This is a genomic window from Pseudoalteromonas sp. UG3-2 (genome assembly GCF_037120705.1).
Lineage (GTDB): Bacteria > Pseudomonadota > Gammaproteobacteria > Enterobacterales > Alteromonadaceae > Pseudoalteromonas.
On sequence record NZ_JAWLJU010000002.1, the window covers coordinates 1,650,031 to 1,661,964 of the forward strand.

General features: G+C 46.3%; 12 protein-coding genes. 5 read left to right on the top strand and 7 right to left on the bottom strand.

Going from position 1 to position 11,934, the window contains the following annotated elements:
* Nucleotides 1–2: 2 nt before the first annotated feature.
* From R3P39_RS10670 to R3P39_RS10680, 3 genes are read right to left on the bottom strand one after another with little or no spacing between them, the layout of a single operon-like run.
* On the bottom strand, nucleotides 3–1,343 hold the full coding sequence (locus tag R3P39_RS10670) for an N-acetylmuramoyl-L-alanine amidase (RefSeq protein ID WP_336567424.1): 1,341 nt from the start codon (nucleotides 1,341–1,343) through the stop codon (nucleotides 3–5).
* Nucleotides 1,336–1,809, bottom strand: coding sequence for a tRNA (adenosine(37)-N6)-threonylcarbamoyltransferase complex ATPase subunit type 1 TsaE (gene tsaE / locus R3P39_RS10675; protein ID WP_336567425.1), 474 nt, complete (start codon nucleotides 1,807–1,809; stop codon nucleotides 1,336–1,338). The genes R3P39_RS10670 and tsaE overlap by 8 nt, the downstream gene beginning before the upstream one ends.
* Nucleotides 1,806–3,290 carry an NAD(P)H-hydrate dehydratase gene (locus R3P39_RS10680; protein ID WP_336567427.1) on the bottom strand — a complete coding sequence of 495 codons (1,485 nt, stop codon included), beginning with the start codon at nucleotides 3,288–3,290 and terminating at the stop codon, nucleotides 1,806–1,808. Before R3P39_RS10680 ends, tsaE begins: the two co-directional genes overlap by 4 nt.
* An 11-nt stretch (nucleotides 3,291–3,301) precedes the next feature.
* Here R3P39_RS10680 and queG point away from each other — a divergent pair, with 11 nt between their 5' ends.
* A complete protein-coding gene (gene queG, locus R3P39_RS10685; protein ID WP_336567428.1) occupies nucleotides 3,302–4,435 on the top strand; it encodes a tRNA epoxyqueuosine(34) reductase QueG in 1,134 nt (377 codons plus the stop codon).
* Nucleotides 4,436–5,343: 908 nt separating this feature from the next.
* Here the strand turns inward: queG and R3P39_RS10690 are convergent.
* The 3 genes from R3P39_RS10690 to R3P39_RS10700 all read right to left on the bottom strand — a co-directional run bounded on the left by R3P39_RS10690 (nucleotide 5,344) and on the right by R3P39_RS10700 (nucleotide 9,138).
* Nucleotides 5,344–6,477 carry a response regulator gene (locus R3P39_RS10690; RefSeq protein WP_336567430.1) on the bottom strand — a complete coding sequence of 378 codons (1,134 nt, stop codon included), beginning with the start codon at nucleotides 6,475–6,477 and terminating at the stop codon, nucleotides 5,344–5,346.
* Nucleotides 6,478–6,590: 113 nt separating this feature from the next.
* On the bottom strand, nucleotides 6,591–8,561 hold the full coding sequence (locus R3P39_RS10695; RefSeq protein ID WP_336567431.1) for a sensor histidine kinase: 1,971 nt from the start codon (nucleotides 8,559–8,561) through the stop codon (nucleotides 6,591–6,593).
* Between the two features lie 85 nt (nucleotides 8,562–8,646).
* Complete coding sequence (locus R3P39_RS10700; protein ID WP_336567432.1) at nucleotides 8,647–9,138, bottom strand: GNAT family N-acetyltransferase; 492 nt, start codon at nucleotides 9,136–9,138, stop codon at nucleotides 8,647–8,649.
* A gap of 66 nt (nucleotides 9,139–9,204) precedes the next feature.
* Here R3P39_RS10700 and R3P39_RS10705 point away from each other — a divergent pair, with 66 nt between their 5' ends.
* The 4 genes from R3P39_RS10705 to R3P39_RS10720 all read left to right on the top strand — a co-directional run bounded on the left by R3P39_RS10705 (nucleotide 9,205) and on the right by R3P39_RS10720 (nucleotide 11,144).
* Nucleotides 9,205–9,753: a glutathione peroxidase gene (locus R3P39_RS10705; protein WP_336567433.1), complete on the top strand. Its 549-nt coding sequence runs from the start codon at nucleotides 9,205–9,207 to the stop codon at nucleotides 9,751–9,753.
* Nucleotides 9,754–9,820: 67 nt separating this feature from the next.
* Nucleotides 9,821–10,102 carry a peptidylprolyl isomerase gene (locus R3P39_RS10710; protein WP_336567434.1) on the top strand — a complete coding sequence of 94 codons (282 nt, stop codon included), beginning with the start codon at nucleotides 9,821–9,823 and terminating at the stop codon, nucleotides 10,100–10,102.
* A 96-nt stretch (nucleotides 10,103–10,198) separates the two neighbouring features.
* Nucleotides 10,199–10,777 carry a glutathione S-transferase family protein gene (locus R3P39_RS10715; protein WP_336567436.1) on the top strand — a complete coding sequence of 193 codons (579 nt, stop codon included), beginning with the start codon at nucleotides 10,199–10,201 and terminating at the stop codon, nucleotides 10,775–10,777.
* A gap of 10 nt (nucleotides 10,778–10,787) precedes the next feature.
* Nucleotides 10,788–11,144 carry a DUF2750 domain-containing protein gene (locus R3P39_RS10720; RefSeq protein ID WP_336567438.1) on the top strand — a complete coding sequence of 119 codons (357 nt, stop codon included), beginning with the start codon at nucleotides 10,788–10,790 and terminating at the stop codon, nucleotides 11,142–11,144.
* Between the two features lie 43 nt (nucleotides 11,145–11,187).
* Here R3P39_RS10720 and R3P39_RS10725 read toward each other — a convergent pair whose 3' ends face one another.
* On the bottom strand, nucleotides 11,188–11,565 hold the full coding sequence (locus R3P39_RS10725; RefSeq protein ID WP_336567439.1) for a VOC family protein: 378 nt from the start codon (nucleotides 11,563–11,565) through the stop codon (nucleotides 11,188–11,190).
* Nucleotides 11,566–11,934: the final 369 nt, after the last annotated feature.

An 11,934-nucleotide genomic window follows, 5' to 3' on the forward strand; every position in this document is an offset into this window, starting at 1 on the left:
AATTACGCTTTCGGGATGGTTAACACTTGGCCGATATACAGGGTATTATTTTTTAAGTTGTTTGCTCGTTTTAACTCACGCACGGTAATGCCATAGCGACTGGCAAGCACGCTCAAAGACTCGCCACTTTTGACCTTATGACGCACCGGCTTATTTGATTTTAATCGCGCAAATAACGAGTTATCTGGCGGGTGCTTTTCATAATAGCCTTTAATCGAGCCAAAAATAGCACGGGCTAAACGTTCTTGATAATGTGGCGAAGTCAGTAATTTTTCTTCTTGTGGGTTTGAAATAAAACCGGTTTCCACCAATATTGACGGAATGTCAGGGGACTTCAGCACCCCAAAATTAGCTGCTTGCGGCCGCTTTTTATGCATTTTAGCGACTTTTCTTAGGCCCTTCACCACCTCTTCCGCCACTTCAAAGCCGGTTTTCATGGAGTGCTCCATCGACATGTCAAGCAGCGCCTTGGCTAGGTATTTTTCATTGGCCGTATCTTTAATTAAATCGGCGGCCCCGCCTAACAGCTGTGAGTGCTTTTCTTTATCCTCTAACCATTTACCAATTTCGGAGTTGGCGCGGCGCAGTGATAACACCCACACCGATGCCCCGCGAGGTTGAGGACTGGTAAAGGCGTCAGCATGAATAGAAACAAAAAAGTCTGCTTTACGCTCCCGAGCTTTGGCGGTTCGGGTATTCAATTTAAGATAATAATCGCCGGTGCGGATAAGTTTCGCGCGCATACCCGGTTGGCTGTCGACTAAGCGCGCTAAGCGCTTGGCAATTTGTAAGGTAACCAGCTTCTCATACACCCCAGACGGCCCAATTGAGCCTGGGTCTTCACCGCCATGGCCGGCATCAATGGCGACAATAATATCGCGGTCCTGCACTCGCGGTTTTCGGGTTTTATTGCTGTCGCTGCTGTAAGCGCTCATTTTGCTGCCATACAAGTCGACCACCAAACGATTTTTGTAGGGGCCTGTGGGCGCTAGGGCAAATATTTTTGGTTTGGCGCTGCGGCTGAGTTCGATAACAATCCGCGCCGAATTACTCGCCTTGGGGGTGCTGTGACGAATTTTATTAATGACCTTGTGTTCCGGCGGGATACTTGGAAAGGCTTTGCGCTGTTGCGTGTTGTTAATATCAATCACCAAGCGCAGTGGATTTTTCAAGACAAAATAGCTGTAGTCTGGCTTGCCGCTCATGTCGAACACCACACGAGTGCTTTCCGGCGATGGCCAAACACGCACACCTTCTATTTTATTTTGGGCAATACTAGGACTACTAAGCAGTAACAGCCCAATGGTTAATAAGCAATAAAAGTATCTCAGCAGGTTACGCATAAGCTTGTAATTGTTGTAATAATGCCTCGCCACGCTTGGAACGCGCCTGTAAATGGATTTCACGTGCTTCACCAACATAGCTCATGGTGACGTCTAAATCGGGCTCAGGAATAAAGCCCTCGCCTTTTTCTGGCCATTCCACAATGCACACAGCGCGGCTATCAAAGTAGTCTCGGATCCCCATAAACTCTAGCTCTTCAGGTGAACCAAGGCGATATAAATCAAAATGATATATTGAGACATCAGCCAGTTCATAAGGTTCAACTAGGGTATAAGTGGGACTTTTTACCTTACCTGAATGACCCAAATTTTGGATCACCCCTCGTGTTAACGTGGTTTTACCTGCGCCTAAGTCGCCATGCAGAAATAACACAGCGCCCTCTCGGATCACCTGTGCCAGCGCTCCACCCATTGCCACTGTTGCTGACTCATCAGCCAAGTCAAATCGTAAATGACTCTCTGTCATTCTAAAATACCTCGAATGTGTTCGAATAAATCACCGGCTAATAGTCCCTTTTCGCCATCACGCGCGGCCAGCTCAGCGGCTAAACCATGAATATACACGGCTAGGTTAGTAGCGGCAAATGGTTCCATCCCCTGCGCCATTAAACTGCCAATAATACCAGATAACACATCGCCCATCCCAGCACTGGCCATTGCCGCACAGCCTGAGCGGTTAATATTCACTCTACTTTGCTGACAAATTAGCGAGCCTGGCCCTTTGAGCACACTCACCGCATTGTATTGAGCACTGATGGCGGCTGCCAATTGGAAGCGGTTCTGCTCGTCGATGGCGTCTTCGGTATTAGCAATTAAGCGTTTTGCTTCGCCAAGGTGCGGCGTTAATACCCAATTGGTTTTGCGGGCCGTGTGCTCAGCCAATAGGTTTAAGCCATCGGCATCAATCACCATGGGTAAGTCACTTTCCAGTACTTGAGTAAATAACGCTTGGCTCCATGAGTCTTGGCCCAATCCAGGTCCTAGCACCACCACAGTCGCCTTAGCTAACAAAGGCTCTAGGGATGCGGTATTACTAACGCCATGGACCATTAACTCATAGCGCCCCTGGATCACCGTGGCTACGTTATCTGGGTGCGTGGCCACCGATACCAAGCCCGCACCAGAGCGCAATGCTGCCTCTGCAGCGAGGCGAATCGCACCGGGCATACCACGATTACCGCCAATCAGCAGCACATGACCATGGCTATTTTTGTAGCTATCAAGGGCGCGGATGGGCCGTGCCGCCATTAAGGTGGTATGATTTAAAAAGCTCACTTCGGGCTCAACCAGCGCCTTAAAGCTCTCGCTGACTTCTAAACCTGCATGATACAGCCTGCCAACACAGCGCTTAGCACTACCCGTTAATAAGCCTTTTTTTAGCGCAATAAAAGTCACCGTGGCGCTGGCAACAAAGCTCGATGCTGCCACTGTCGCGCTAGTGGCATTGACGCCACTAGGAACATCCAGCGCTAACCTTTCGCATGCCAAAGGATTTACTTTTGCAAAACAAGCGGCGACATTGGCGGGCAGTCCGCCTCTGAAGCCGGTGCCAAACACAGCATCAACAATTAAGTTAAAATCACCTAACGCCAAGGCGTTGTCATTAGTGACCACCTCTCCTTTAAAAGCCTGATACGCCTTTTGTGCATCCCCTTTTAATTGCTCGGGGTCAAACAACGACCACACCGTGACATTAAATCCTGCTTGCTGACATAAGCGCGCCACAACAAAGCCATCACCGGCATTGTTGCCTTTTCCTGTGAGGATCAAGATACGACTTTGCGGTGCTTGATGGTCTTGGATAAAGCGAAAAGCGGCCTGACCCGCTCGCTGCATTAATTCACTTAGGGTGGTTCCCGACATTTGCGCCGCTTGCCCTTCATTTTCTTGAACCTGTTGGGCGCTATAGGCGAATTGTGGTAAATTATCGGTGTATTCAACAGCCATGATTTCTTCCTGTGACCAGCAATAGTATTAATTATAGTGAACTTGCAAAACAAATTAAGCAATGGGGCCAAGAACTTGGCTTTGCCGAAGTGGGGATCACCGACATTGACTTAAGTGAACATGAAGCGCAGCTGCAGCGCTGGCTCGATGCTGGCTTTCACGGTGAAATGGAGTATATGGCTGCCCATGGTATGAAGCGAGCTCGTCCGGCAGAGCTGGTGCCCGGCACGCAACGGGTCATTGCGGTGAAGATGAATTACTTGCCCCCTGAAGCCAGTTTTGCGCGCGCCCTTGGCAATAAAAGTACAGCCTATATTTCTCGTTATGCCTTAGGCCGCGATTACCACAAAGTAATGCGCAATCGACTTAAGAAGCTGGGGCAAAAAATTGAGCAGCAAGTGGCTGGACTTGGGTTTCGCCCCTTTGTTGACTCAGCGCCGGTGTTGGAGCGGCAAATTGCCGAAAAAGCGGGGCTGGGCTGGCGAGGTAAAAATAGCCTAGTACTGCACAAACAAGCCGGCTCGTGGTTTTTCTTAGGAGAGCTGTTTGTTGATATTCCCCTTCCCGTGGATAACCCCACCAGTGAAGAGGGCTGTGGTCGCTGCACCGCTTGCATGACGCTGTGCCCTACTGGCGCCATTGTGGAACCCTATGTAGTCGATGCTCGGCGTTGTATTTCGTACCTTACCATTGAATTACAAGGGACCATCCCCGAAGAATTTCGCAGCGCCATTGGCAACCGCATTTATGGTTGTGATGATTGCCAGCTGGTGTGTCCTTGGAACCGCTTTGGTAAGATTACCGATGAGGCGGATTTTCACCCGCGCAGCCAACTGAAAGATCAAGAGCTACTCACTTTGTTCGCCTGGGATGAAGCCACCTTTTTAAAAAATACCGAGGGCAGCCCAATTCGCCGCATTGGTCATGAACGCTGGTTGCGTAACCTTGCCGTGGGACTCGGCAATGCCCCCTACAGTGATGACATAATCGCCGCACTGGAAGAAAAACGCCCGCAAGCCTCCCCTTTGGTGCAAGAGCATATTGATTGGGCGCTGCAACAACAGCAACAAAAGCTGCAGGTTGCAAAGCGCAAAGAAGCCAGACTGATCCGAATTATTGAAAAAGGCCTCCCTCGAGATGCCTAAGCCCCGAGTCATAATCATGAAAACAATCGCGATATAAAATCGCTGCTACGGACTTGTGCATGTGTTTTAAATATCGAAGCCAATAACCACACCGACCCTGTAGCAGCGGATTTATTCCACGACCTAATGGACCCTGAATCAAGTTCAGGGTGACGGAATAATTGAATTTAGGGTAAAGGGTAGCTGCGAAGGTGAGAATACAGAAGGTGGGACCGGCTTTACGCCGGGAGCTTTTTGCGCGATGTAAAATCACGCCTACAGTTTTTCTATGTAGGGCCGGCTTTACGCTGGGATGTAAAACCACGCCTACCAAAAACCGTCACTCCGGACTGGATCCGGAGCCTAGGTAAAACCATCGCGGTGTAAAATCATAAAAAACAATCGCGATATAAAATCGCTGCTACGGACTTGTGCATGTGTTTTAAATATCGAAGCCAATAACCACACCGACCCTGTAGCAGCGGATTTATTCCGCGACCTAATGGACCCTGAATCAAGTTCAGGGTGACGTATTTTGTAGCCGCGGATTTATTCCGCGGAGATGCCTCAACCTAAAGCTTCCTTGTGGGACCGGCTTTACGCCGGGAGCTTTTTGCGCGATGTAAAATCACGCCTACAGTTTTTCTATGTAGGGCCGGCTTTACGCCGGGGTGTAAAACCACGCCTACCAAAAACCGTCACTTCGGACTAGATCCGGAGCCTAGGTAAAACCATCGCGGTGTAAAATCATAAAAAACAATCGCGATATAAAATCGCTGCTACGACATAGTGCATGTGTTTTAAATACCGAAGCCAATAACCACACCGACCCTGTAGCAGCGGATTTATTCCGCGACCCAATGGACCCTGAATCCAGTTCAGGGTGACGTATTTTGTAGCAGCGGATTTATTCCACGACCAATGGGCTGTTATTCCGACTTTTTCGATAATAGTTTGAGGTCTTCTTCGATGTCGTGAAATGCGGTTTTTATTTCTTGCACACTTTCTTCCCGAGCAACTGAGCTTTGAATAGCTTTATCAACATTTCGATAAATAAATAGCTCCTGATCTTCATCCAGCCCCATGGTGGGAATACGCTCTTCAAACATCTCTTGTAACGCTCTAAAAACACGCTCATTTTCTTGGCGGTTTTTATCTAACAAGGCAATCATGTTGTTAAATTTGCTCTGCACCATGGTAATGGCTTCTTCTAGGTCGTCATGTTGTTGCGCCAGCTTACGCTTGGTGGCAATAGCCAATAGCTGCTGCTCAGTTACACTGGCAATAAAGCAGATGTGGTCACGTAAACGGCCGTGTTTATCAGGGTCATCATCCGGCATATTAAGAATTAATATGCTCAACATTGGATAATTGACTAAAATGCGATTAGTAAACTCGTGTAAGCGCCCTTTGTTGCGTAAGATTTCGAATAGTTCAATAACAATGGGAGAGCATACTCCGGTACTGGCAAAGTGATGCAGTTGACCTTCAAGGCGAATTTCCATATTGCAGTTAAGCCCTAAGCCACGCAGGCACTGGCATAATGCTTCAGCAAGTTTTGGTAAGGTCTCAATATTACCAATTTGCTCAATGTAATTAACGATTTGGCCCATTTCACTGCTGTTGGCCATGGCGCTGAATGCCGTTGAGGTGGCATCTTCTACTTGCTGCGCCAGCAAGTCTTTTTCTTGCAGTAACTGTCCTAAATGAGACAGCTTTGCTTTCAGCTCACCCTGGCCAAAAGGCTTAACAATGTAATCCTCAGCGCCCACCGAGTAGCCTTCCATGCGCTCTTCTACCGACCCCCTTGCCGACACAAACATCACAATAATGTGCTGCGTGTTGGGGTTTTCTTTGATCGCTTTACAGACCTCATAGCCATTCATTTTTGGCATACTGACATCCAGCAATATCACCTGCGGGTCGAAGTCTTCTACCACTTCAAGGCATGCAGGGCCGCTTTCAACAGTTTGTAATTCAAAGTCGAGATCTTCTAGGATTTCTTCGATAATTTCGAGGTTAAACGGTTCATCATCCACCGCCAGAATTCGTTTTAGCGCCATTACATATCATCCTTTATGGTCCTTTACAGCCAAAGTCTTGTTTCATTACAGAAATAAGAACGATTACCTTTGTAGTTATAGACCCTGAGCGAAGGTCTTGCCAGCTTTATTAATTACAACGCGTTACTGGTTTCGAAATGCTCGGCATGGGGCAAAATAATGTGAATACGAGCCCCCACATCCGGGTTATTTTCGGCGTAGATCTGGCCTTTATGCAGCAGCACAAACTCCTTACAAATAGCCAGTCCCAAACCGGTTCCTCCAGCGCCACTGGCAGTTTTACTACTTTGCACAAACTTAGAAAAAATATCCTCAAGTTCATCTTCTGGAATACCAACCCCTTGGTCGACAATTTCAATATGCAGCTCTTTATCTTTGCTACTTAGGAGTACGGCAATCTCGCTACCTTTTGGACTAAACTTTAAGGCATTACCCAGTAAGTTCCTGACCACTTGGCTAAGTTGTTCAGGATCGCAAAACGTTTTAATTTGGCTGCTGGGCTTATCAAAGCGAATTTTTATATTCTTCTCCATCGCTGTGCCAGATACATCCTCAATGCCACTGTCAATAATCGCGATTAAATCTTGAAAGCTGGGGTTAAAGGGAAAGCGCCCAGCATCGAGCTTAGATAAATCAAGCAAATTATTTAATAGCACTAGTAAGCGTTCACCGCTGGTTTCGATGCGCGATAAATACTTTCTCAACTTTTCTTCTGCCAGTTCTGGCGCCTCGAGCTTTTCTAAACCAAAGCGGGCAAAACTGAGTATTGAGTGCATGGGCGTGCGCAGCTCATGAGACATATTAGCCAAAAACTCAGATTTAGATAAGTTGGCCGCTTCTGCAGCTTCTTTGGCATTTTGTAATTGCGCTGTGCGAGCCTGCACTTCTAACTCGAGGATTTCTTTGGTTTCCTCCAATATTTCTTGTTGCTTTTTAAACTTGGAGATATTTTTGAAAATCACCGCAAACGCCATTTCGCCATGATGATCGATTTCATTAAACGTGCCCATCAACGGGATAACTCGGCCATCAACCAGTGGTAAATTAAGCTCGCAGTTAAACTGGTGTCGTATACCGCCATGCTTGATTAATTCACGTAGATTCGCGACAGATTGCTCATCAAATAATTCAAAAATAGACAATGCCTGCAAAGACTCGGCAGACGTGTTAAACAAATCACAACAGGCATCGTTGGCTTCGATAACAAAACCAAGCCGATTGAATAACATAATAGGATCGGGTGTGTGCTTATAAATTACGCGCAGCAAGCTATCGCGTTCGATCAGAGCATCTACGGTATCTTGTAACCTTTCAACCAGTTCATGGTTATGACGGCGAAGCAGCTCAGTTTGCCAAAGCTTGTGTAAGCTCTGCAGTAATTCACTTTCATCAAAGGGTTTAATTAAGACATCTTCCACCCCTTGACGCACCGCTTCTAACAAATCCACTTGATTGACTCGCGATGTCATAAGCAAACATCGGCACTCTGGATGAATAAGACGCACCTTATTGAAGACATCTAAGCCACTTTCGTTCTCTAAATTGAAGTCGCTTATCAGTAAATCAAAGCTATGCTGCTCTGCAGCCTGCATCGCTTCTTCCAGCGTGGTTGCTGTGGTCACGGCTAGCTGTGCCCCACGCAGGTTATTGGCAAGCGCTTCCAATCTCGGAGCGTGATGATCGACCAAGAGGACTTTAGGTAAAACCAAAGCATTCGCAGCGCCAATCTCTAATAAGCGTTCAAGTAGAGAGGTAATATCTTTATTGGCAAAAAAAGGATAGACAACTATGCCATTGGGGAGATTGCGGTTGATTTCGCTAAACAGCCTAAGATGCTCAGCGTTATCAGGCTTTGGCGCCAATAACACTAACTTATCATGATGTTGTAATTGTTCAATGGATTGCAATCTTTCAACCGGTACACCGTGGGCAATAACAATCACCTCGAAAACATCAAAATCCAGTTCTGTATCTAAACTGCGATAATGCAGGTGGTCAACATCGCCACCAAGCAACTCAAACAACACCTTTACCCGCATTGCTTGTACACTGCTGCTGTCTATTATCAGAACTCGATTGCTCATCTATTAATTCCTTTACCGACGACTGTGCAATTCAGTTTAGTAGAAGAATCACTAGAGGTGAAAAAATCACTAATAAAGGCAGGAGTTAAGACGGGATATGTTTACCCAAAATAGTTAAACTGTGTTTTTTGCCATCCAGTAGCGCTACTTTAGGAAGCTCTCCCCAACGCTCATAACCATGTTTTAGGAACAGTTGAATACTCGGCGTGTTATGCGAGAAAATAAAGCCCACTAAGGTATCAATCTCTAACTCTGGTGCTTGCTGCTCAGCAAAGCGCATCAGCTCACTCCCAAGCCCTCTGCCTTGAGCCTGTTCAGCAATGTAAATACTGACTTCGGTGGTACCATCATAAGCTGGTCGACCATAAAAACTGCTGTAACTTAACCAAGCAATCACTTGGTCACCCTGCTCAACAACGTAAATGGGTCGCTTGCCACTGTGTCCGGCAAACCACGACTGCTTTTCTGCTACACTTACCGGCTCAGTATCGGCGGTGACCATACGACTGGGAATGGTGGCGTTGTAAATAGCAACAATGGCCGCTAAATCGGGTTGTTTTGCTAATCTAATGTTCATAATCATGATCAGGTAAATAACTATCGGCGTATAATAAAAGATAAAACAATCAAAAGGAAAGCAGACATGCGTAAATCTATCTCCGCCTTGGCTTTGGGCTTGGGCCTTTTATTTACCTCCAGTGCCAATGCACAATCACAATCGTGTGACGACTTCACCAACGTAGAGCTAAGAAAGCTGCGCTCTGATGACACCCTAAACCTATGCCAGTTTAAAGACAAACCTTTATTAATTGTTAATACCGCCAGTAATTGTGGCTTTACCGGACAATTCGAAGGGTTAGAGAAAGTCCACCAGAAATACAAAGACGACGGGCTTGTGGTGTTAGGCTTCCCTTCTGATGACTTTTTCCAAGAAGAAGACGATGAAAAAGCCACCGCCGAAGTCTGTTTTATCAACTACGGCGTGACCTTTGATATGTTTGCCACCTCAGCAGTGCGCGGCTCAGACGCTAACCCAGTTTTTCAGTACTTAAATGAAGTAACTAGCTCACCTAATTGGAATTTTTATAAATATCTCGTCTCGGCCGACCGCAAAACGATTCAACGTTTTAACAGCCGCACCGAGCCAATGTCGGATGAGTTAACCAGCGAAATCGAAAAACTATTACCGTGATTGCTGATTTTTTCAACCACCTATATTAGAATAAAGTATGAATTGTGATTAAACATTTGGAGAAGTTATGGCAGTAGCGAGTGCAAGGCACATCTTAGTAGACAGCGAAGCGCAGTGTTTGGAACTTAAAGAGCGTATTGCTGCTGGGGAAGAGTTTGCAGATATTGCAAAACAATACTCCAATTGTCCCTCAGGCCAAGATGGCGGTGCTTTGGGCGAGTTTGGCCCAGGTATGATGGTGCCGGAGTTTGACAAAGTGGTGTTCTCAGCTCCCGTAAATGAAGTTCAGGGCCCAGTGCAAACTCAGTTTGGTTTCCATCTTTTAGAGGTAACCAGTCGCTCAGATTAATTCTGCAGTTGCGAAAAATGTCTGCATTCGCCATCATTCTAACAAGCTAGGCTAAGCTGCTTTAAGCTTAGCATTAACCTAATAAGGAATGATGGCATGCAATTAATCGGCTCTAACACCAGCCCCTACGCTCGACGTATCCGCATGTGGGCGGAAAAAAACGCAATCCCGTTCGACTATCAACACATTGATATCTTTTCTGCTGAAGGTCAGCAAACCCTAGTAAAATACAATCCAGCACGAAAAATCCCTTTTTTAATCGATGAGTCACAAATCATCTGCGACTCCAACCTCATTGTGCGTTACCTCAGAGAAAAACATCAATTAGACAAGCCTAGTTGGGATCAAGAAAACCTACTGATTTTAATCAATGCCTGTAACGACTCACTGGTTGAATTACTGCTGAGCAAACGTTCTGGTTTTGCTATTGAGCAAGATAAACTGTTTTTCAACCTGCAGCGCGAACGCATTCAACATACCTTGTACTATCTAAATGAACACTGTGTGACAGACGAGCTATTGCATTGGGATTACCTCCAGATCAGTTTATACTGTCTGATTGACTGGGTGCTATTTAGAGAGCTCGTCGATTTAAGCGATTATGAAAACTTAATGGCGCTTCATCAACGCTGGCACAGCGAGGCGTTGGCACAACAAACCGATCCACGAAATTGAGATAATGATAATGAACGAAGAAGAAATTGGCTCAGAAGTAACTGAGTTTATCGAGCACGTAAAACGCAGTGAAACAGTATGGGCACTAGGCTCTGACGATGGCGGATTAGTGGTGGTTGATTCCAACCAGTTTGATGAAATCGATGTGTTACTGCTTTGGGATAGCGAAGAAAAAGCCCAAGCTCAGTGCCGTGATGAATGGTCTGAGTTCAGTGCCATAAGCATTGATGTGGAAAGCTTTTTAGATGAGTGGGTGCTAGATCTAAAAGAAGACGATGCCCTAGTTGGTTTAAACTGGAACGATGACAACGTTTGCGTTGAAATCGAACCTGTGGGTTTAGCTCGCCTGTTGGTCGACGCCGAATAACCGCCACACTAGCTGCGTTGATAATATGCGCAGCTACCTCCCTCTACCGTGATACTAGTGCCACTAAGGTGCCTTCTATTGCGCGCACATAAGCCTGAGTGACACTGCCTTTCAAACTTGGCGGACTAAGCGGCTCAGCGCCTGCTGCCACGGCCTTATCGTAACACTTAGGGACATTGTCACAACTGAGCGATATTTCAAACCCCAAAGCTGGCTGCTTAGGATGGCTGCGAATGTATTCTTGTTTAAATTGTGACTGCGCCAATGGGTGACTGGCAAATGCTAGCTTGACCTCGCCAGTATCCAATTCGCCGTAATCTCCCTCATCGGTCATATCAAAGGTGCTTATAGCAAATGCTTGATAGTAAAAATCTAAGACTTCTTCGACATTGTCTACATAGATCACCGTTTTCGCGAACACACCACACCTCAATTCCATTGTTAAAATCATCAAGCAATGTAACTAGTTATAACTGATGCGTAATTATTGGGCAAGGCAAAGTCGCGGAATAAATCCGCTGCTACAGGCTCGGTGTGGTTATTGGCTTCGATATTTAAAACACATGCACAAGTCCGTAGCAGCGATTTTATATCGCGATTGTTATCATGAATTTACATCGCGATGGTTTTACCTAACCAATGCCACAACAACTGCACCGTCACCCTGAACTTGATTCAGGGTCCATTGGGTCGCGGAATAAATCCGCTGCTACAGGCTCGGTGTGGTTATTGGCTTCGATATTTAAAACACATGCACAAGTCCGTAGCAGCGATTTTATATCGCGATTGT